The following is a 20549-nucleotide window of genomic DNA, read 5'->3' as shown; positions in this document are numbered from 1 at the left end:
TGCTTGGCCGATCTCGCACGCGCCGAAAGGCTCACGCCGCCCGGCGCCGCAGGCGCATGACGAAGCCGATGACCTCGGCGACGGCCCGGTAATGCTCGGCCGGGATCTCCTCGTCGATGTCCACGGTGGCGTGCAGCGCGCGGGCCAGCGGCGGGTTCTCCAGCACCGGCACGCCGTGTTCCTTGGCGAGCGCCCGGATGCGGAGCGCCAGGCTGTCGACGCCCTTGGCGACGCAGATCGGCGCCTGCATGCCGGCCTCGTAGCGCAGGGCCACGGCGTAGTGGGTCGGGTTGGTGACGATGACGGTGGCGGTGGGCACGGCCGCCATCATGCGCTTCTTCACCCGCTGGGCGCGGATCTGCTTCATCCGGCCCTTCACCTCGGGGTTGCCGTCGCTCTCCTTGTGCTCCTGCTTCATCTCCTCCTTGGACATGCGCAGCTTCTGCCGCCACTGGAAGCGCTGGTACAGGGCGTCGCCCATGGCGATGACGACGAACACCGCTAGCATGCCGCCCATGAGCTTGAGGCAGATGGCCAGGATCGCCGCCAGGGTGGCGGTGAGGTCGAGGCGCACGAACGCGTCGAGGCGGTCGCGCTCGCCCCACAGGATGGTGCCGCCGACGATGCCCACCATGGCGAGCTTGGCCAGCCCCTTCACGAACTGGAACATCGCCTCCTTGCCGAAGATGCGCTTGACGCCGGCCATGGGCGAGAGCCGCTCCCATTTCAGCCCGATGGCTTCGACGGAGAACACCAGGGGGTGCTGGAGCAGGCCCGCGGCCAGCCCCGCCACCACCACCAGCCCCACCGGGATGGCGAGCGCCTGGGCGTACAGCAGCATCGTGCGCAGGCCCATGGCGGCGTAGACGTGCGGGTCGGAGGGCACCGCGTGGGCGTTCATGAGGAAGCCGCGCATGCCGGCCACGAGTTCGCGCGCGATGGAGCCCGACGCCATCACCAGGGCCAGGGTGAAGGCCGCCAGGATGAAGAGCGTGTTGATCTCGACGGAGTTGGGGACGTTGCCCTGCTCGATGGCCTTCTCGATGCGCCGCGGAGTCGGGTCTTCGGTCTTGTCTTCCGGATCCGCATCGTCGGACATGGGTCAGGCCCCCGTGCTGCCGGAAGCGCGGCTCATCGCCCGGCGAGGTCCGCGAGGTAACGCCCGATATCGTCCAGGAACACCCCCATCATCACGCCCAGACTCCCGAGCAGCACCAGCATGCCGATGAGCACCGAGGCCGGCACGGCCACGAAGAACACCTGCATCTGCGGCATCAGCCGGGCGAGCACGCCGAGCCCGACGTTGAACAGGATGCCGAAGGCGATGAACGGCGCCGAAATCTGCACGCCCAGCGCAAAGCCCCGCGCGATGGCCTTCAGGGCCAGGGCCGCCGCCTCGCCGAACCCCGGTACGCCGTCCGGCGGCAGCAGCACGTAGCTCCGGCCGATGGCCGCGAGGGCGATGTGATGCAGGTCGGTGGCCACGATGAGGGTGACGCCGAGGAGCGCCAGGAAATTGCCCAGCGCCGTCTGCTGGCCGCCCTGCGTCGGATCGACGGTCATGGCGTAGGACAGGCCGAGCTGCTGCGACATCACCACGCCGGCGACCTGCAGGGCGGCGAGCACCATCCGCACGCTGAGGCCGAGCACCAGCCCGACCAGCACCTCGCCGAACAGCAGGGCGATGAGCCCCGGCCCGGCGATGGCCTCGCCCTGCATCGGCAGGAGCGGCCGCACGGTCGGGAACAGCACGAGGGTGAGCAGCAGCGCGAAGGCCAGGCGGAGGCGCGGCGACACGAGCTGCTCGCCGACCCCCGGCAGCAGCATCACCAGGGTGCCGACCCGCGCGAAGGTGAGGAGGAAGGCCGCCGCGATGCTGGGCAGAAGCAGGTTCATGGCCCGTCATAGCAGGTTCGCGGCCCGTCATGGCAGGCGTCACCCCCCGGAGACGATGCGGGCGGCGATGCGGGTCATGTAGCCGCCCATGGCGTCGCCCATGAAGGGCAGCATGAACAGCAGAGTGGCGAACACGGCGACGATCTTGGGCACGTAGATCAGGGTCTGTTCCTGGATCTGGGTCAGGGCCTGCAGCAGGGAGATCACGAGGCCGACCACGAGGGCGACCAGCATGGTCGGCCCCGCGACCTTCAGGAAGACGAAGATGCCGTCGCGCGCGACGTCGATGATGGCGAGGCCGGTCATGGGGGTGCTTCGTTTCGAATTCTGAGGAGCAGGTGGAAAAGTTGATCGCGTTCGACGGCTTGGGCCTTCGGAAATCTCCGGCCCCGTGTCATCCCGGGGCCGTGGCATCCCGGGGCCGCGCAGCGGAACCCGGGATCCAGAAACTCACGTTTCGCAAGGTCTTCCGCTGTCGGCGGCTCTGGGTTCCGGGTTCGCCTCCGGCGCCCCGGAATGACGGTGCGGTTCACCTCAGATCGTCCCGCCCGCGCGCAGGGAGGAGCGGACGCGGGTCTTACCCCTAGATCTGCATCCGCATGATCTCTTCGTAGGCCGAGATCATGCGGTCGCGCACGGCGACCATGGTCTGGAGGGCGGTCTCGCTCTCGGCCACCGCCGTGACCACGTCGACGACGTTGGCCTTGCCGCCGGCCACCGCCAGGGCCTGGGTGTCGGCCCGGCGGCCGGCCTCGCCCACGGAATCCAGGGTCGAGGACAGCATCGCGCCGAAGTTCATGCCCTGCGGGCTGGCGACCGGCGCGGCCTTGGCCATCGCGCCCTTGGCGCCGATGTTCTGGACCGCGGCGTAGGCTCCGGCGGCGAAGGCGTTGGTGGCCATGGGGTGTCTTTCGCGCAAGGGAGTGCGGATCAGGCTTTGAGGATCTCGAGGGTCTTGGCCATCATCCGACGGGTGGCGGTGACCATGTTGAGGTTGGCCTCGTACGAGCGCTGGGCCTCGCGCATGTCCATGTTCTCGATGAGCCCGTTGACGTTGGGCAGGCTCACGTCGCCCTTCGCGTTGGCGGCCGGATTGCCCGGATCGTGCTTGACCCGGAACGGGGCTGAGTCGCGGCGCACGCGCCCGGTCTCGACGAGGCTCGCCCCGGTCTCGCGGTCGACCTGCTGGGTGAAGGTCGGGATCTTGCGCCGATAGGGCTCGCCGCCGGGCGTGGTGGGGGCCGATTCGGCGTTGGCGATGTTCTCGGCGATGACCCGCATGCGGCTCGACTGGGCCTTGAGGCCGGAGGCCGAGGTGGTGAGGGATTTGAGGAAGTCCATGGCGCTCTACCGTCGTCGAGGGGCGTTCAGCGGGCGGAGGATCGGCGGGTCGGTTAGCGCTTGCCGATGGCGATCTTCAGGGTCTCAAGGCTCTTCTGGTACATGGACGAGGCCAGGCCGTAGCTGCCTTGGTTGTCGGCGGCCTTGATCATCTCCTCCTCGAGATTCACACCGTTTCCGCTCGGCCTGATCTCGAAGCCCCGGACCCGGCGCGGATCGGCGCCCGGCCCCTCCCCCATCCCGGCGAGGGCGATATGCGCCGGGCTCGTCACCGCGAGGCTGCCCCCCGACGCGCCCACGGGCTGGGTCATCGCCAGGGTACCGCCGCCGCCGCCGCGACCGAGATCGGGGTTCGCCAGGTCGCGCGGCTTGAACCCCGGCATGTCGGCGTTGGCGACGTTCTCGGCCAGGATCTTCTGGCGGGTCTGGTGCCACTGCATCCGTGTGCGCAGCATGCCGAGGGTGGGCAGGTCGGTGACGGACACGGTGCGATCTCCAGCGACCGCGCCCGGTTGGAATTGCCGGGCGATGGGCAAAATCTGCCGTGCCCATGGTTAACGCCGCGTTAACATCCTGCGCCGGCGGAACAGTCGGCCGCCGCATCAACAGCCTGTTAACGAAGTCTTAACGTTGTTGCCCCGGCTCGGCGCGGGCGTGATAGTGCTTCCACCAGCGTTGCGTCGGGCCGGTGGCCCCTAAAAAGCGAGAGACCCCGGTCTTGTCTTCGTTCTTCAGTTCAGACGGCTCCTCGACGATCCAGTTCGCGATCATCTTCATCGTGATCTTCGCGGTGCTGGCCGCCGTGGTGTTCGCCTTTCGCCGCCTGACCGGCCGGGGCCACGCCCTCTCGACGAAACTCGGTGCGCGGGGACGCCAGCCGCGCCTCGGCATCGTCGACATCTACGAACTCGACCGGCAGCGTCAGCTCATCCTGCTGCGGCGGGACAACGTCGAGCACCTGCTCCTCGTGGGCGGCCCCAACGACGTGGTGATCGAGCGCAACATCTCGCGCGGCGTCGGCGCGCGGCTCGGCACCGACGAGGCGGCCCGCCGGGAGCCCGAGCTGGAATCCGAGGCGGAGCCCGCCGCCTCCCTCGAGCCGCCCCGGTTCCAGCCGGCCTTCGAACCGGCGTTCGAGATGCCGGTGGTGGTGGCCCCGCCCCTGCCCGGCTCGACCACCCGCCCGGCGAGCGTCGGCCGCCCCCTCGACCTCTCCGCACCCGACACGGCGGACATCTTCGTGCCGGAGCCGCCGCGCGCGCCCGAGCCGACCCGTTCCCCAGAACCGAGTTTTGCCGCCGAGACGGCTCGCATCCGCGAACCGGCCACCGAGCCGGCGCCCCGCACCGACCCCCCCGCGTCGCGCCCGGCCCGTCGCCTGCCGCCCTCCCTCGCCAACCTCGTACCCGGCGCGGCCAAGCGTGCCCAGGCCGCCGAGGAGGCGTCCCGCCCCGATCCCGAGCCGATTCCTGAAGTTCGCCCCGAGGCGCCGGTGCCGCAGCGCAGCTTCGACGCGGCCATCCTCTCCGACATGGCCCGCCAGCTCGAACAGGCCGTGCGCCGCCCGTCTCCCGCCGCGGCGCCCCCGCGCCTGCCCGAGCCGAACCGCGAACCCGTGCCGGCGCCGCCCGCGCCGACCTTCGTGGTCGCCCCGGAGCCGGCTCCGATCCCCGTGCCCGCGCCCGTGATGATGGCGGAGCCTCGGGCGCAACCCGAGGCGGTGTTCACCCCCGTCGCCGCCGTCGCCGAACCGGCCGCCGCCCCCACCTTCGCGGAGCCCCGGCCGGCCGAGCCCGACGCCGTCGACCCGATCGCCGCCGCCATGGCCGCGACCGCCGAGGCGCCCGAGCCCGATGCGGGGCAGGCCGACGACCTGTTCGAAGCTCCCCAACCCGCCGCTCCCGTGACCGAGCCGGACCGGTCCGGACTCGACCGTTCTGGACTCGACTTGGACCCTTCCGCGCTGCCCCCCGACGGACCGGTGGCGCCACCCCTCGCGCCGGAGGCCCCGCCGCCGACGCCCGAGCCGGTCAAGCCCGATCCGGTCAAGCCCGCGCCGACGAAGGCCGCTCCGGCACCGAACCCGTTCTCCGTCGAGGAGATCGAGGCCGAATTCGCCCGGCTGCTCGGCCGTCCCCTCGACAAGAAGAGCTGACCGCCGGGCCCGCTTCGGCTGGCCCCGCTTCGGTCATGACACCGACAGGTTTGCGGTGGAGGACGCGACGTTCCGGGGAATCGCATCGCGCGACGCCCCGCCAGATCCCTGCGGAACCACGATGATCCGATCCAAACGCTGCGCCGTCGCGCTCGCCGCGACGGCGCTCGGCCTGACCCTGGCGGCGGGCGCGGCCACGGCACAGAGCCTATCCGTCGATCTCGGCGCCGGCGGCGTCACCGAGCGCGCGCTGCAGCTCGTCGCCCTCATCACGGTCCTGGCGCTTGCGCCCTCGGTCCTCGTGATGGCGACCTCGTTCACCCGGATCGTGGTGGTGTTCTCGATCCTGCGCTCGGCGCTGGGCACCCAGAGCGCGCCGCCCAACGCCGTGGTCACGAGCCTCGCGCTCTTCCTCACGGCCTTCGTCATGGCCCCCGTCGGGCGGGAAGCCTACCGCACCGGGATCGAGCCCCTCATCGCCGGTCAGATCACCCAGAGCGTCGCGTTCGAGCGCGCCTCGGCGCCGTTCAAGGCGTTCATGCTGAAGAACGTCCGGGAGAAGGATCTCAAGCTGTTCCTCGACATGGCGAAGGTGCCGGTCCCGTCCGGCCCGGAGGCCATCGGCCTCGAGATCGTCACCCCGGCCTTCATGATCTCGGAGCTCCGGCGGGCCTTCGAGATCGGCTTCCTCCTGTTCATCCCGTTCCTGATCATCGATCTCGTGGTGGCGTCGATCCTCATGGCGGTGGGCATGATGATGGTGCCGCCCGCCACGGTGGCCCTGCCGTTCAAGCTGATCTTCTTCGTCCTCGTCGACGGCTGGACCCTGGTGGCCGGGTCCCTGGTGCAGAGCTACGGCACCTGAAAAGCCGCGCGACGGAGAAGCCTCGCCCCGCGGCTCGGCGCCGGTCAGCCCGGCGGTCCCGATCAGCCGGGCGGGGTTGCCGGTCCCTGCGCATCGGCGCGGGCCTCGCCCTCGCGCTTGCCCCGCTCGGGCACAGCGGCGTCGGGATAGCGCTTGCGGTATTCCGTGAGGAAGGATCGCAGGGTCTCGGCACTCGTGGCCTTCTGGGCGATCTCGCGGAAGCCCGCCGTGCGCACGGCATTGGGCTGGGTCAGCAGGGCGAAGGTGCGCGCGTCGATGCTGTCCGCCATCGGGTCGGCGAACTTCGCCCGCAGGCGTTCCAGGCTCAGGGTTTCGCCGGCCAGCCCGTACGCGATGGCGGCGCGTAGGACGTCGGTCCGCTCCTTGTCGTCCAGGGGGGCCCGTTGGCGCCAGGCCTCGCTCACCAGGGTCTCGTGCGCCTCGCCGGCCTCGCGCCAGCGCCGTCCGGTCCACAGGATGTCGGCCCGCAGGCGCGCCGCATCGGCCCCCGGCTCGCCCTCGATGGTCTCCAGGGCGAGGTCCGTCCGCGAAAGGTCGGACAGGGCGCGTGCCCGGAGGAGCGCGCGGGCCCGGCGCAGATCCTCCGGCAGTTCGGGCAGATAGGTCGCGTCGAGGACCTGGAGCGCGGCCAGCGGCTTCTCGTCCATGAGCCGGATGGTGGCGAGCCGCGCGGCCACCTCGGCACGGGCCGGCCCGGCGAGGCGGTGGTCCACCTGATGCTGCAGCAGGTCCCCGGCGGAATCGAGGAGATCGAGCTCCACCAGGCGATCCGAGAGGCGGCGCACGATCTCGTCGCCCCGCCGACCGATCGGGGCGTAGTCCTTGAAGTCGAAGTACAGCGCCAGGGCCTCGACGCCGGACAGGTTCGCGCCGCGCTCGCCCAGATAGAGCTCGTCGAAGAGGGCCAGGGCCGAATCGTGCAGGGTGCGGGCGATGGGCGACTGGCCGCGCAGGGCGTCGGCCCGTCGCGCGGCCGTGAAGGCCTGACGCCAGCGCCCGGCCTCCTTGTAGAGATTGGCGAGGGCCGCGATCGCCCGGGTCTCGATCTCGTCGCCGTGCCACGTGAGCGACAGGGTCTCGATCCGGTCGATGGCGTCGGTGAGCGGCAGCTTGGCCGAGGCATGGCCCAGGATGGCGGCGCGCAACGCGGCATCCGCCGCGACGGGGCCGTCCCCCGCTTCCGCGAGGCGGCGGTAGCTCTCCAGGGCGACGGTGGTGCGGCCCGTGACCTCGTCGATGCGGGCGCGCAGGAGTGCGAGCCGATCGCGCAGCGGCCGCTCCGGAAAGCGCGCCCCCGCCAGGGTGATGTGGCGGCTCGCCGAGTCCCAGTCGCCCGCCTCGATGGCCGCTTCGGCGGCCGCGCTGCGCAGGAGGATCTGCAGATCGTCGGGGTACCGTTCGAGGATGCCGGCGGTCTCCCGGAACGCCCCGTCGGCCTTGGCCCACTGGCCCGCGAGGGCGTCGAGGTAGCCCTGCCACAGGCGCACTTCCGGATCGGATTTCAGGCCGTCGCTCTCCAGAATGCGCCGTGCCTCGCCCGTGTGGCCCATGCGGGCGGCCGCGATGGCGATGAGAAGGGAGACATCGCGCTGGCCGGCCAGCACCGGATCCTCCGCCACCGCGACCTTGAGGACGCCGTAAGCCTCGATCGAGAGGCCGTTCGCGAGGAAACTCCTGGCCAGGGTCAGGCGCAGGGGGCCGCGGGCGACGCGGGACGCCTCCGTCACCGCTTCGAGCTGGTGGCGCAGGAGCTCCCGAACGTCACCCCGGCGCGAGGCCTCCCAGGGGCCGCGATCGACGGCGAGATCGGCGACGGCCGCCAGCGGTGCATCGGTCGCCCGCGCGACGCCCGACACGGCCAGGCCGGAATCCCGGCCGATGGAGACACCGTCGAGGTCCGGCCGGACCAGCAGATCGTCCGCCTGCGCCAGGACGGCGATGCCCTGCCGGCTCGGCAGCAACTCGAAATCGACGAAGGCCTGACGCTTCGCGATGCCGGCGGGCTTCGGACCGTGACCGGTGACGACGCCGATGCGCTCTCCGTCGAGGTCGAGCCAGGTCGCGCCGCCGGGGCTGGGCAGCTTCACCCCGACGCCGAGGCGCCCGTTCGCCCCCGCATTCCGAACCACCGATAGGGATTCGCTCGCCGCGAGATCCGTGCCCGCCACGAGCTCCCAGCCCGTCGGAGCCTCGGTGGGGCCGACCGGAACGAGGTCGAGCAGCCGCTCGCGCGGGACGGGGAACCGCAGAGTGACGAAACCACCCGTTCGCACGGGCGGCCCCAGGGGCGTCAGGATCGGATCGCCCGATGGAACGCTCACGGGGCCCGGCGTCTCGAACACGAGGGTGGCGATGCCCGCCCGCTCGAACAGGGCCGCGGCCGGCATCCGCTCGAAGGGAAACACCAACCCGGGGCCGGCGGGACGGATCACGGCCGCTCGCGCAACGACGGCCGGCGGCTTTGCCGGCGCGCCTGCGACCGGCTGCACCGGAGCGGTCGCGGGCGCGCCGGAGGACGGGTTGGGCTCAACCGCCGCGGGCTTGACGTCGGCCGTGGGGTCCGCCGCGCGGGCCTCGGACGGCTTCGTCTCCCGGGCCTTGGGGATCAGATCGAGGGTGACGCCGTCGGCGTCGCGCGTATGGGTGACCTCGTACCCGTCCGCGGGGGTCACCAGCAGACGGGCGCCCGCCGCATCCCCCTCCACGGACAGGGCCGCCACCACGGGCTTCAGACGTCCGCGCGTCGCGGTGTCGTCGATCCGCCATGCGCCGGGCAGGTCGAGGCGCGTGGCCGCGCCGTCGCGCTCGAACCGCGCCGTCGCGGATTCGGGCAGACGCAGGCTGAGGCGCATGAGGTTGGGGCGAAGGGCCAGTTCCAGGGGCAGCCGGACGGGCTCGGGCGGCTTCGGACGGGCAGCGCGCAGGGCGGCCTCGGCGGCCTGGGTCCGGGCGAACAGCTCGGCCACGATCTCGGGCGGCAGGGGGGGCGGCAGACCGGCCCAGTCGAGGGGCAGGAGATCGATGAACGTCGTCTCGCCCGCGCTCTGCACGTTGACGCGATAGGGCCGTTGCAGGGCGAGCCGCAGGCCGGCCCCGTCGGGATCCCGCCGGACCACGGACACGTAGTCCGGCATCTGCGCGGCGAGGCGTTCCGCGAAGGCGGGACTGCGCTCCGAGAAGGTGATGACGAGAACCGCCCCCGAAATCCGAGCCTTGACCGTGACGGCGGTGTCGAAGCTCAGGGCGATACGGCCGTAGCGCTCGGCCTGCGTGCCGGCAGCCGATGTCAGGCGCCCTGCATCGGCGGGTCCGCACAGGACCAGACCGGCGAGGATCGACGCCGCGGCGAGGCCGGCCAGGGGCCGAGGCCGTCGAGTCGCGATACCGGCACCCAGACCCATCGCAGAATTCGCCAAACCCGAGGGGCACCCGACTCGCACCGCGAGACGGGCGCCATACGCCACACCGTCCTGGTACTCTCTCAGGCCAGGGCTAACGTGGGCTTAAAAGCCGGGCGCGGCGCTACTGTGCCGCCCGCTTGACGACGAGCCCGGGGATCGTCGTCCCGGCCGGACCGAAATTGGCCTCGGCCCGGGTGCAGTTCGCGGGCGTGTCCTTGGTGTAGACCTCGGTGTAGGTGCGCGACCGCAACAGGAGGTCGCCGGCCGAGAGGTCTTCCAGGGTCACCCCGAGGCTAGAGACCACGGTCTTGAAGCGGGCGTAGTCGGGCTGCAGGTCCGGACACGCATTCTGCACGAAGTACAGGAGCCCGGAGAGTTTGGCGGCGCTGTTGCGCTGGCGTTCGGCCTTCGTTTCCGGAGGCCTGTTCTCCGGTGCGGCGGCATCGGGTGGCGGGGCGTCCGGTGTCGTCTGGGCGAGGGCGGGCGCGGTCGCCAGGGCGGCGAACACGCAGGCGGTCAGAACGGACTTCATGGGCGTTTCCTCGTGAGTGTGACCGAGCCGATGGTCTCGTCGGGCGCGGATTTTTGTTGCGCTTGGCTCTCGGTCGGTTCGTCGGCGGTGCCGGCGCGCGCCGGATCACCACGGCATCGGTGTCAGCCCGCCAACGCGGCGGCGCGGGCCAGGGCGGGACCGAAGCCCCCGAGGGGCACGGTGATGACCACCGGTTCCTTGGCGTCCGGCCGCGTGGCCGTGACCGTCAGGGCCTTGGCCGTTTTCATCGTGTCCGTCGCGAGGGTCGGGAAGCTGACGGGGACGATGCAGCCTTCCTGACTGCAGCTCAGATAGGGCGCACCCTGTCCGAGAACCGCCTCGTCGAGCTTGAACTGGACGCCGCCCTCGATGTTGACCCCGAGCGGCATCAGAATCAGTCCGGCGGCACGGCCCTCGGCTGGCGAGCGCAGTTCGATGGCGAAGGAGCGGCGTCCATCCGTCTTCGACCCTTGGGCCTGCATCAGCGTGCAGGTCGACGGCCCGGTGCCTTCCCGGGCGCAGACGACGGTCCAGTCGCCGTAGACCTCGCTGACCGAACTCGCGCCGGCCGGCCAGACGGCCGTGGACGCCGTCGTGGCGGGCGCCGTCGTGGCGGGAGCCGGTTTGGCCGCAGGCGCGGGCTTGGCCGCCGGGGCGGGCTTCGGTTTCGGCTTGGCTTTCGGCGCCGTCACGGCGGGCGCCTCCGGCTCGCCCTCGTCCTGGGCGAAGGTCTGCGTGGTCAGGAACGGCAGGAGTGCGAGCGACAGGGACAGGCCGAACAGCGCGGCGGTCTGCGGGCGGAACGGATAGAGCGGCGACAAGCTGGGCCTCCAGGGATGCGTCTCGAGCGTGTGCGACGCCACTCCCGCGAAAGCCCGCCCTCCGATCGACGGCGGGCGGTGCCGTATGGTGGCATCCGAGCCTGCCGCCTAACCCCGACGCCCGGCGCGCGCAACCATAAGGATGGTCTGAGACCCAAGCGTCAGCGCTTCGGTTCCACCCGGCCGGAAGGCTCGATGGCCTGCAGCTCGTTGGGGCCGAGGCCGGCGACCACCGGGGCCTGTGCCGGCGCCATGCCGCGGGCGCGGTTGGCGAGGGCGACGGTGAGTTTCTCCGCCGGCTCCGACTGCATCAGGGCGAGAACCTCCGCCATCTTGCGCGGGTTCATCGCCAGCACGATGGGGACCAGCACCTCCAGGGTGAGACGGTCGAACACCCGGGCGGCGTCCTTGGGCTTCATCGTCTCGTACATGGTGACGATGTTCTTCAGCGCCGCCTTCTCCGCCTCCGCCCGCTGGGTCGCGCCGCCCTCCGCGCTGCCTTCACCCTGTTTCAGGGCATCGATGCCGGTTTCGAGCTTACGCTCGGCCGTACCGATCAGCTGCTCGCGCAGATCGAGAGCATCGCTGCGCTGCTTGAGCGTCTCGCGGCGCGTCGACAGGCGTTCGAGGATCGCGCGCTCGGATTCCGGCATCGCTTCCGGAGGCGGTGGGGGCCGGGTCGGTGCCTTCGTGGGCTCGGCGGCCGGCTTCTCCGGTTCCTTGGGCGTCACGGAGCCGGTGGTGGCCGGATCCGACGGCTCGTACCCCGTGCGTGCCTTGGAGAGAACACGGGCGAAGTCCGGCAGGGGCGCACCCGGCACCGGCTTCGCATCCTCGACCGTCAGCGCGGCGAGCTTCAGCACCAGAAGGCCGACGGCCGCGAGGGTGACGGCATCGACGAGCCGAAGCTTGATCGGGCGCGGCTGCGGAAAGCGAAGCCGCAGGCTCGGCTTCCCCGCCGAACCGGGCTTCTTGGCCGATCCGGGCTGTTTGGCCGATCCGGGCTGCTTGGCTTGGCTTGGAATCCGGGTCGGCACCGGCGTCGTCATGCGGCCTTGCTCCGCAGGCGGCCGAGGGCCCGCTCCGACATGGCGAGGGCGGCGGCGGCGGCGGCGCCGAGGCGTTCACCGTTGGGGCTCGCCGGAACTTCCGCGGGCGTACGGGTCTGCGGCGGGACGATCTGCGGATGGGGCCGGACGGCCGTGTCGGCCATGGGCGGTGCCCTGAGGGTGCTCGCCTGGGTTCGACCCGCGCCGGTTTGCCCTCCCCCGGCTTGGGCGACGATGGCCGAGATCCGGCCGATGACCGCTTCGCCGGCCGCGACGTGGGTCGACAGGTCGGCGGCGTAACGCTCGGCGGTGGCGAGGCGGTCGGCCAGGGTCCGATCGCATTCGTCGAGGGTCGCCCGCAAGCCCGCGACGGCACGCTCGGCGGTGGTGCTGGCGACCATCAGTTCGCCTATGGTCTGCCGCATGCCGGCCTCGTCGGCCTTCATGCGCGCGATGCGTCGGCTGAGGCGGATACAGGACACGATGGTCGCGACGAGCAGGATGGCCACGAGAACGTCGGCCGTCAGGGTGACGAGGAGACTCATGGTGGGCTCACCCGTCGTTGCGGTTGTTCATGGAGGCTTCGAAGGCCTGGAACGTGGTGCGTGACCGGCGCAGCGGCCGGGTCAACTGCACGGCGATACTGTCGTCGACCCTGCCGATGCGGCCCTGCGTCAGGGCCCAGTCCCCGCAGCGCACGGAGATGAGGTCGGAGGGCTTGGTGTCGAACATCAGGGTGTCGCCGACCTTGAGGGACAGCACCTTCTTCAGGGGCAGCATCGTTTCGTGCAGCACCGCCTCCATGGTCGCGTCCGCCTGCCAGATCTCCGTGGCGAGATGGCTTTCCCAGACGTGGTCGCGGCCGAGCTTCTCGCCCATGAAGCTCTGCATGAGCAGTTCACGGATCGGCTCGATGGTGGCGTAGGGGAACAGGATCTGAAGCAGGCCGCCGCGCCCGTCCATGTCGAGCTTGAGGCTGATCAGGATCGCGGCGTTGGCCGGGCGGGTGATGGTGGCGAAGCGTGGGTTGGTCTCGATCCGGTCGATGGCGAAGCGCACGGGGGAAAGCGGCTGGAACGAGAGTTCGAGGTCGCTGAGGATGATCTCCACGAGGCGGCGGACGAGCTGCATCTCGATGGTGGTGAAGGGCCTGCCGTCGAGGCGCGTCGAGGTACCGCCGCGCTTGCCGCCCAGCAGCAGGTCCATCGTCGAGTAGGCGAGGTTCGATTCGACGGTGACGAGGCCGGAATTCTCCCACGCGTCGGCCCGGAACACGCCCAGAAGCGTCGGGAGGGGGATGGCGTTGAGGTAATCGCCGAAGCGCACCGAGGTGATGTTGTCGAGGGTCACCTCGACGTTGTCCTGGAAGAAATTGCGCAGGCTCGTCGACAGCAACCGGATCATCCGGTCGAAGACGATCTCCAGCATCGGCAGGCGTTCGTACTGGACGACGCCCGAATCCACGATGGCGCGCACGCCGCCGGCGCCCGAGGCCGACAGCTCGCGCAGGGAGAACCCTAGGACGCCGTCGATCTCATCCTGGTTCAGGATGCGGTCGTTGCCGGCGAGTTCGGGAAGATTGTCGGTCTCCCCGTCCTCGATCATCGTCGCCCATTCGGCGGCGACGTCGCTCGCATGCGTCGTGGTGCCCTGCTCGGCCAGCGCCGCGCCCCACTCGTCGGCCAGGGACGTATCGCCCCCGGCCTCGTTTTGGGCAATGAGGGCTGCGGCCCAGTCGTCCTCGTCGGCGTCGGCCATGGGAGTCCCGAATGCGGTGGTGGAAGGAGGCCGAAACTACTGGACGATCACGTCCTTGAAGAGCACCGCCTCGGCCCGTGCCGGATGGATCGCCACGTTGACCCGCCGCAGCAATTCCTCGCGCAGGCGGTACAGGCCGGCCGAACCGGCGAGGTCGCTCGCGCGCAACTCGCGCATGTAGACCTGGAAGGCGTCCTCGATGCGCGGCATCAGCGGCTTCACTTCCTGCTCGACCTTGGCGTCCTTGAGCTCGATGGAGATCTTGATCTTGGCAAAGCGCGCCTTGTCCTGACCGGCCTCGCTCGACAGGTTGACCATCATCTCCCGCACGTCGAGGAAGACGATCGGGGCCTTGACCTCTACCGCGGTCGCCGCGTGCGCGTCGCCGGCCTTCTTCTTCATGACGAAGACGCCGCCGCCGCCGAGGGCGAGCAGCGCCACCGCGCCGATGATGATGAGCTTCTTCTTCGAACCGGCCGGAGGCGCGCCCTCCTCACCGTCCACGGCGGCCTTTGTCGGCTTCTTCGCCATCGATCCTGCCCTGACTGGAACGCCGCCGTCCTCGAGTCCCGCGTCAACGTGAAACTCCTGGTGTCGAGATATCGGCCCGCAGGGTTAACGGGTCGTTAAGGCGGCAAAAGCTGCCGGGTCGGACTTGCCGCGAAGACGGGGGACGGCTCGACCGGCCCGGTCGGGCATATCGGACAACTCTTTGTTTTCGTTCGGCAAAAAATGGTCGCGCCGGCTGGCACGCCGCGTGCGGACTGGTTCGATCAATACCGCTCGTCGCAGTTGGATCGTGTCATGCAGAACGCAATGTTCGTGGGGGTCTCGAGCCAGGTCGCGCTTCAGCGCGAGCTGGAGGTGATCGCCAACAACATGGCCAACGTCTCGACCAACGGCTTCAAGGCCCGCAACTCGCGGTTCCAGGAATACCTGATGCCGGTGGCGAGCGCGGACTCGTTCCCGAAGCCGGATCGGCGCGTGTCCTACGTCATCGACCAGGGCACGGCCCTCGATCTCGGTCAGGGCCCCATCGAGCAGACCGGAAACCCCCTCCACGTCGCCGTCCGGGGCGAAGCCTTCCTCGTCGTGCGGACGCCGGCCGGCGACCGCTTCACCCGCAACGGCGCCTTCGAGACCGACCCCCAGGGCAACCTCGTGACCAGCGACGGCTATCCCGTGCAGGGCGATGGCGGGCCGATCCAGATCGGCCCCCAGGAAACCGGCCTCGCCATCGGCCCCGACGGAACGGTCTCGACCAACCTCGGCATCCGCGGGCGGGTGCGCCTCGTGACGTTCGCGAACCCGCAGGCGCTGACCAACGAAGGCGCGAACCTCTACGCCTCCACGGCCGCGCCGACGGCCGCAGGGCTCGCCGGCCGCGTCGAGTCGGGGGCGCTGGAGCGCTCCAACGTCAAGCCGGTCATCGAGATGACGCGGCTGATGGACGTCAACCGGACCTACTCCATGGTGTCGGGCGTGATCTCGCGCCTCGATGAACTGCGCGGCACGGCGATCCGCCGCCTCGCCGAAGTCGCCTGAGGATCAGCACACATGCGCGCGCTCTACGCTGCCGCCACCGGCATGGCGGCCCAGGAACTCAACGTCCAGGTCATCTCCAACAACATCGCCAACCTTCGGACCACCGGCTACAAGCGTCAGCAGCCGCATTTCCAGGATCTGCTGTACCAGAACCTGCGCCGGGCCGGTTCCTCGACGTCGGACCAGAACACCCAACTGCCGGCGGGCCTCGCCATCGGCTCGGGCGTGAAGACCACCTCGACGGCCCGGGTGATGTCGCAGGGCACCTTGACCTCGACGCAGAAGGACTACGACGTCGCCATCCGGGGCGAGGGCATGTTCCGCGTCACCATGCCGGACGGGCGCACCGCCTACACCCGCGACGGCTCGTTCGACCTCTCGGCGCAGGGCCAGCTCGTCACCCGCGACGGCTATCTCGTCGATCCCGGCATCACGGTGCCGAACAACGCCACCTCCGTGACCATCAGCGCCCAGGGGGCGGTGCAGGCGACGGTGCCGGGCCAGACGGCGCCGCAGGCGCTCGGGCAGTTTCAGCTGGCGCGGTTCGTCAACAAGGTCGGCCTCGAATCCATCGGCGACAACCTGTTCATCGAGACCGCGGCGTCGGGCCCGGCCATCGCGGCTGCGCCGGGCGCGGAAGGCTTCGGCAATCTCCAGCAGAGCTACCTCGAGGAAGCCAACGTCAACGCGGTGACGGAGATCTCGTCCCTGATCGCGGCGCAGCGGGCCTACGAGATGAACTCCAAGGTCGTGACCGCCGCCGACCAGATGATGTCCACCACCTCGCAGATGTTCCGCGGCTGATCGGGAGCGCCATCAAGATGTACGCCCTGAGATACGTTTCCCCGACCCTTCGGCCCCGCGTCTCGCCGGTCAATCCGGCGATGGTGGCCCGCGCCCTGTTCGCGCTCCTGGCATTCGGACTGCTCACCCTCCCGGTTCTGGCGGAGGGCCCGGCGCAGCGCCTTCGCCTGCGCGGCGACGTCACGGCGCGCGGCGACGTGCTGACGCTGGGCGATCTCGTGGAGGGGGCGAGCGCCGATCTTTCGGTGCGCCCGCTGTTCCGTGCGCCGTCCCTCGGGGGGCACGGCACCATCCAGGCCCGGCGCATCGCCGAGGCCGTCGCGGCCCTCGGGCTCGGCGAGATCGAGACGGGCGGGCGCGTCCAGGTCGCGGTCCAGCGCGCCGCCCGGCGCGTCGCCCAACCGGAGATTGAGGCCGCCCTGAAGCGGTCCCTCGAGACCGCCTACGGCCTCGACGGCCGCACCGTGGCGATCCGTCTCGATGGCGACGCGCCGGTGCTGCTCGCCCCCGTCGACCTCGACGGACAGGCCTCGGCCGTCGATCTCACCTACGATCCGCGGTCCCGGCGCCTCGCCGCCCTGGTGACGCTCGGCGACCGCCAGGCTTCGCTCCGGGTCACCGGCCTCGTCATGGAGATTCGCGAGGTGGTGGTCATCGGGCGCCAGCTCAACCGGGGCGAGGCCGTCACGCCGGCCGACTTCACCGTCGAGCGGCGGCCGAAGGAAGCGGTGCCGACGGACGCCCGGACGGGCGCGACGGACCTGCCCGGACAGGTGGCGCAGCGGGGCTTGAGCGCGGGCGCGATCCTGCGCGGCGGCGATGTCGCGCCGCCCGACCTCGTCGCACGCGGCGAAGCCGTCACCATCGTGTTCGACGCGCCGGGCCTCGCCCTGTCCCTCCGGGGCCAGGCCAACGAGAGCGGCCGCCTCGGTGCCGCGATCACCGTGACCAACCCGGTCTCCAAGAAGGTGCTGCCCGCCACCGTGATCGGGCCGGGGCGCGTCTCCGTCGGCCCGGCGCCGGCGCCGATCCAGCGCCAGGCCAACGCCGCCCTCGACGGCACCCGTTGATCCTCCCCCTTCGAATCGCCTCAGGCACGGTCCCGATGACCCACCGCGTTCGCCCCGCCCTCGCCGTCGCGCTCCTGTGCACGGGTCTGACCGCCTGCAACACCGCCGATCGGCTGTCGCAGATCGGCGCCACCCCGGCCCTGTCGGCCATCGAGGACCCGACGGCGCAGGCCGGCTACAAGCCCGTGCGGTTGCCGATGCCGGAGGTCCAGCCGGTCTCCTACGCGCCGAACTCCCTGTGGCGCACGGGATCGCGGGCGTTCTTCAAGGATCAGCGCGCGGCCCGCATCGGCGACCTCGTGACCGTGAAGGTCAACGTCACCGACCGGGCCAACCTGAACAACGAGACCAAGCGCTCGCGCTCCAACGCGGAGGGGTTCGGCCTGCCCAACGCCTTCGGCCTTGAGAAGAACCCCGCGGTGGCGGCCGCCGGCATCGCCGCCGACAAGCTCCTCGACGCGACCTCGACCACGTCGAGCGACGGCACCGGCTCGGTTCAGCGCAACGAGACCGTCACCACCAGCATCGCCGCCATCGTCACGCAGATCCTGCCGAACGGCAATCTCGTGGTGGAGGGCAAGCAGGAGATCCGCATCAACTTCGAGGTGCGAGAACTCATCATCGCCGGCGTGGTCCGCCCGGAAGACATCGAATCCGACAACACCATCGAGTCGACCAAGATCGCCCAGGCGCGCATCGCCTATGGCGGCCGCGGCCAGATCACCGACGTGCAGCAGCCGCGCTACGGCCAGCAGATCGTCGACGTGCTGCTGCCGTTCTGACGCGGTCCCGGACGGCACCGCGAACCCTCGCCCGGGGACGATCGTCCCCGGGGAAATCTAGTGCTCCGTGCCGGGCCGGTTCGGGCGCGGCGCCTCGCCGTGGGTCTTCGTGAAGGCGGAGCGTTCCGGGTCGTTCTTCTTGGCGGCGACGCGGGCGCGCTGCCACAGGGCGACACCGATGACGATGCCGAGGGTCGCGAGGGCGAGGACGAGGATGAGAACTTCATTGTTCACGGCGTTGGCTCCCTGACGATAGTGTTATCGTGGGGAAGCCGAACCGTGGTCCCAAGGTTCCGCGAACGGCGCCCGGCATCCGACCAAGTCGACACCAGTCTTCGAGGCCGAGGCCGCCGCCGCTTATCCGAATTGGCGCCGAACGGCGCCGGCCCGCACCGGTCCGGCGGCGGATCGGGTTCGGCGGCGCGCCCCTCGTCCCGATCTTGTGCCCGGTGACCTCAATCGTCCCGGTAGACCCGCTCGCGCCGCTCGTGGCGCTCCTGGGCTTCCAGGGACAGGGTGGCGATGGGTCGGGCGTCGAGGCGCTTCAGGGAGATCGGTTCGCCGGTCTCCTCGCAATAGCCGTAGGAGCGGTCCTCGATGCGGGCGAGGGCGGCGTCGATCTTGCCCGTGAGCTTGCGCTGGCGGTCCCGGGCCCGCAGCTCGATGGCCCGGTCGGTCTCCGACGAGGCCCGGTCGGCGAGGTCTGGATGGTTCTCGTTCTCGCTCTGGAGGGCGACGAGGGTGTCCTGGGCCTCGCGCATGATGTCGGATTTCCAGCCGAGAAGCTTACGCCGGAAATATTCACGCTGCCGATCGTTCATGAACGGCTCGCTCTCACTGGGTACGTAGCCGTCCTCGAGTGTGATCTTCGCCATTCGCGCCCCTCGCAAGTCTGTCGCGGCCAGTTTGCGGCGATATTTTGCGTCGCTATAATGCAGGGATCGGTCCACGACAACGCGCCGATACCACAGGCGGGCCGGTTCGTAACAGGCATCGGCGCCCTGCGGCAAACACGCAACGGATGTACGGCGTGCCGATGCACCCGGGCCCGCTGCCCGACCGACCGGGATACCCGCGTTTCGCGGGCGCCACCCTGCGAAATTCCCCGTAGAACGGCCGACCGGCGCCGGTCCCGAAGTGCTCAGAACTGGAAGTAGATGAAGGCGTAGTTCGCGTCCTCGCCGATCCGCAGGAGCAGGGCGACGAACAGCAGGCCGAAGCCGAGCGCCGCGAACCGGGTCGGCGGCGTGCGCTGGACGACGCTCCAGGCCGTGGGGCCGAGGCAGGCGATGGCGGCGGCCGGCGCCAGGGTGCGCCACGGCAGGCCGGTGCCGAGGGGCGCGTGCCCGACGAGGCCGTCGAAGATGCGCACGGCGCTCGGGAAATCGGGCGCGCGGAACAGGACCCAGGTCGCCGCGACGAAGCCGAAGGTGAGGAGCCGGCCGAGCGGCACCGGCATGGGCAGGCCGCCACGCCGCCACAGCAGGCCAAGGGCGAGGCCGATCCCGTGCGCGAGGCCCCAGGCCACGAAGGTGAGGCCGGCGCCGTGCCAGAGGCCGCCAAGGGTCATGGTGGCGAGGAGCGCGAGAATCTGGCGGGCGAGGCCGTGCCGGTTTCCGCCGAGCGGAACGTAGAGGTAGTCGCGCAGGAAGCGCGACAGGGTCATGTGCCACCGACGCCAGAAATCCTGCAGGGACGTCGCCCGGTAGGGCGCGTCGAAATTCTGAGGCAGGATCACGCCGAACATCAGGCCGAGGCCGAGCGCCATGTCGGTATAGCCGGAGAAGTCGAAGTAGATCTGGAAGGTGAAGCCCAGGGTCGCCTGCCACGCCTGCGCCACTGTCACCACACCGCCGCCCGCCGCCAGTTCGAAGACCGGATTGACGACCTGGGCCAGGGGGTCGCCGAAGTAGACCTTCTTGGCGAGGCCGATGCAGAGCAGCATCACCCCCTGTCCGAAGCGCTCCGGCGCCACCGGTCCACGCTCGGCGAACTGAGGCATCACCTCGCGCCAGCGCACGAGGGGCCCGGCCAGCACCTGCGGGAAGAACGCGATGTAGAGGGCGTAGTCGCGAAGGCCGTAGGCGGGCGCCCGGCCGGCCCGGAGGTCGGCGAGATACATGCAGTGGTGGAAGGTGAAGAACGAGATGCCGAGGGGCAGGGCGAGGCCGACGGGGGGAAGCGCGAGGCCCGGCACCCAGGCGACGAGTCCGGCGAGAAAATCGAGGTACTTGAACACCGCCAGCGCCGCGAGGTTCGCCGCGATGGCGATCGGGATCAGCCCGCGCGGGCGGCCGCGGAGATACGCCCGGGCCACCAGCCAGTTGGCTCCGATGGACACGGCGATGAGCGGCACGAAGCGCGGGTCCCACCAGCCGTAGAACACGAACGAGAGCAGGAGCAGGCATTCGGGCCGCAGGAACGGGCGCCACCGCAGCACGAGGCCGTGGAGCGCGAGGGCGACGGGCAGGAAGCCGAGCAGGAAGATCGTCGAGTTGAACAGCATGCG

The 20549-nt window shown here is 70.5% G+C and carries 22 protein-coding genes; 6 read left to right on the top strand and 16 right to left on the bottom strand.

The features are described from left to right. Nucleotides 1–31: 31 nt before the first annotated feature. The 6 genes from flhB to flgB form a co-directional block, all read right to left on the bottom strand. Entirely contained in the window at nt 32–1099 is a 1068-nt protein-coding gene (gene flhB / locus ASF25_RS10945) for a flagellar biosynthesis protein FlhB (protein ID WP_056263861.1), read from the bottom strand. 32 nt (nt 1100–1131) lie between these two features. Beyond that, complete coding sequence (gene fliR, locus ASF25_RS10940) at nt 1132–1896, bottom strand: flagellar biosynthetic protein FliR (protein ID WP_056304622.1); 765 nt, start codon at nt 1894–1896, stop codon at nt 1132–1134. A gap of 39 nt (nt 1897–1935) precedes the next feature. Next, the gene (fliQ, locus tag ASF25_RS10935) at nt 1936–2202 is read right to left on the bottom strand and encodes a flagellar biosynthesis protein FliQ (protein WP_056169344.1); all 267 of its coding nucleotides are present in this window, start codon (nt 2200–2202) and stop codon (nt 1936–1938) included. Nucleotides 2203–2479: 277 nt separating this feature from the next. Beyond that, nucleotides 2480–2797 (bottom strand): flagellar hook-basal body complex protein FliE, encoded by a 318-nt coding sequence (fliE, locus tag ASF25_RS10930; protein WP_056169341.1) that lies wholly within the window; start codon nt 2795–2797, stop codon nt 2480–2482. A gap of 29 nt (nt 2798–2826) precedes the next feature. Further along, nucleotides 2827–3237: a flagellar basal body rod protein FlgC gene (gene flgC / locus ASF25_RS10925; protein ID WP_056169338.1), complete on the bottom strand. Its 411-nt coding sequence runs from the start codon at nt 3235–3237 to the stop codon at nt 2827–2829. A gap of 53 nt (nt 3238–3290) precedes the next feature. Then, nucleotides 3291–3722 carry a flagellar basal body rod protein FlgB gene (flgB, locus tag ASF25_RS10920; protein WP_056263887.1) on the bottom strand — a complete coding sequence of 144 codons (432 nt, stop codon included), beginning with the start codon at nt 3720–3722 and terminating at the stop codon, nt 3291–3293. Nucleotides 3723–3955: 233 nt separating this feature from the next. Here flgB and ASF25_RS10915 point away from each other — a divergent pair, with 233 nt between their 5' ends. Together ASF25_RS10915 and fliP are read left to right on the top strand one after the other, a co-directional pair. Next, the gene (locus tag ASF25_RS10915; protein WP_056304621.1) at nt 3956–5392 is read left to right on the top strand and encodes a hypothetical protein; all 1437 of its coding nucleotides are present in this window, start codon (nt 3956–3958) and stop codon (nt 5390–5392) included. A gap of 121 nt (nt 5393–5513) precedes the next feature. Further along, complete coding sequence (gene fliP / locus ASF25_RS10910; protein WP_056304620.1) at nt 5514–6257, top strand: flagellar type III secretion system pore protein FliP; 744 nt, start codon at nt 5514–5516, stop codon at nt 6255–6257. Nucleotides 6258–6319: 62 nt separating this feature from the next. Here the strand turns inward: fliP and ASF25_RS10905 are convergent, their stop codons facing one another. From ASF25_RS10905 to fliL, 7 genes are all read right to left on the bottom strand, one after another. Next, the gene (locus tag ASF25_RS10905; RefSeq protein WP_056304619.1) at nt 6320–9679 is read right to left on the bottom strand and encodes a hypothetical protein; all 3360 of its coding nucleotides are present in this window, start codon (nt 9677–9679) and stop codon (nt 6320–6322) included. A gap of 121 nt (nt 9680–9800) precedes the next feature. After that, a complete protein-coding gene (locus ASF25_RS10900; RefSeq protein WP_056169326.1) occupies nt 9801–10211 on the bottom strand; it encodes a hypothetical protein in 411 nt (136 codons plus the stop codon). 122 nt (nt 10212–10333) lie between these two features. Next, complete coding sequence (locus tag ASF25_RS10895) at nt 10334–11032, bottom strand: invasion associated locus B family protein (RefSeq protein ID WP_244472990.1); 699 nt, start codon at nt 11030–11032, stop codon at nt 10334–10336. A 161-nt stretch (nt 11033–11193) separates the two neighbouring features. Beyond that, the gene (locus ASF25_RS10890; RefSeq protein ID WP_244472989.1) at nt 11194–12081 is read right to left on the bottom strand and encodes a hypothetical protein; all 888 of its coding nucleotides are present in this window, start codon (nt 12079–12081) and stop codon (nt 11194–11196) included. Then, nucleotides 12078–12626: a DUF6468 domain-containing protein gene (locus ASF25_RS10885; protein ID WP_056169323.1), complete on the bottom strand. Its 549-nt coding sequence runs from the start codon at nt 12624–12626 to the stop codon at nt 12078–12080. Before ASF25_RS10885 ends, ASF25_RS10890 begins: the two co-directional genes overlap by 4 nt. A gap of 7 nt (nt 12627–12633) precedes the next feature. After that, nucleotides 12634–13839, bottom strand: coding sequence for a flagellar motor switch protein FliM (fliM, locus tag ASF25_RS10880; protein WP_056169321.1), 1206 nt, complete (start codon nt 13837–13839; stop codon nt 12634–12636). A 36-nt stretch (nt 13840–13875) separates the two neighbouring features. Next, entirely contained in the window at nt 13876–14370 is a 495-nt protein-coding gene (fliL, locus tag ASF25_RS10875) for a flagellar basal body-associated protein FliL (protein ID WP_056169319.1), read from the bottom strand. Between the two features lie 273 nt (nt 14371–14643). Between fliL and flgF the strand changes: the two genes are divergently transcribed. From flgF to flgH, 4 genes are read left to right on the top strand one after another with little or no spacing between them, the layout of a single operon-like run. After that, nucleotides 14644–15384, top strand: coding sequence for a flagellar basal-body rod protein FlgF (flgF, locus tag ASF25_RS10870; protein ID WP_056169315.1), 741 nt, complete (start codon nt 14644–14646; stop codon nt 15382–15384). A gap of 12 nt (nt 15385–15396) precedes the next feature. Then, a complete protein-coding gene (gene flgG / locus ASF25_RS10865; protein WP_056169314.1) occupies nt 15397–16188 on the top strand; it encodes a flagellar basal-body rod protein FlgG in 792 nt (263 codons plus the stop codon). 17 nt (nt 16189–16205) lie between these two features. Further along, nucleotides 16206–17258 (top strand): flagellar basal body P-ring formation chaperone FlgA, encoded by a 1053-nt coding sequence (gene flgA, locus ASF25_RS10860; RefSeq protein WP_056169400.1) that lies wholly within the window; start codon nt 16206–16208, stop codon nt 17256–17258. 35 nt (nt 17259–17293) lie between these two features. Continuing rightward, nucleotides 17294–18040 carry a flagellar basal body L-ring protein FlgH gene (flgH, locus tag ASF25_RS10855; protein WP_056169311.1) on the top strand — a complete coding sequence of 249 codons (747 nt, stop codon included), beginning with the start codon at nt 17294–17296 and terminating at the stop codon, nt 18038–18040. A gap of 57 nt (nt 18041–18097) precedes the next feature. On the opposite strand, the gene ASF25_RS23245 is transcribed toward flgH, so the two are convergent. The 3 genes from ASF25_RS23245 to ASF25_RS10845 form a co-directional block, all read right to left on the bottom strand. Continuing rightward, nucleotides 18098–18274, bottom strand: coding sequence for a hypothetical protein (locus tag ASF25_RS23245; protein WP_200918727.1), 177 nt, complete (start codon nt 18272–18274; stop codon nt 18098–18100). Between the two features lie 221 nt (nt 18275–18495). Continuing rightward, a complete protein-coding gene (gene dksA, locus ASF25_RS10850) occupies nt 18496–18915 on the bottom strand; it encodes an RNA polymerase-binding protein DksA (protein ID WP_056169307.1) in 420 nt (139 codons plus the stop codon). Nucleotides 18916–19181: 266 nt separating this feature from the next. Next, nucleotides 19182–20546, bottom strand: a complete 1365-nt coding sequence (locus tag ASF25_RS10845; protein ID WP_056304618.1) for an MBOAT family O-acyltransferase — start codon at nt 20544–20546, stop codon at nt 19182–19184. Between the last annotated feature and the right edge of the window lie 3 nt (nt 20547–20549).

The sequence above is a fragment of the Methylobacterium sp. Leaf100 genome, from assembly GCF_001422845.1.
In the GTDB taxonomy this organism is placed as follows: domain Bacteria; phylum Pseudomonadota; class Alphaproteobacteria; order Rhizobiales; family Beijerinckiaceae; genus Methylobacterium.
Note: the sequence above shows the minus strand (reverse complement) of the source record. Positions and strands in the feature narration are given on the sequence as shown.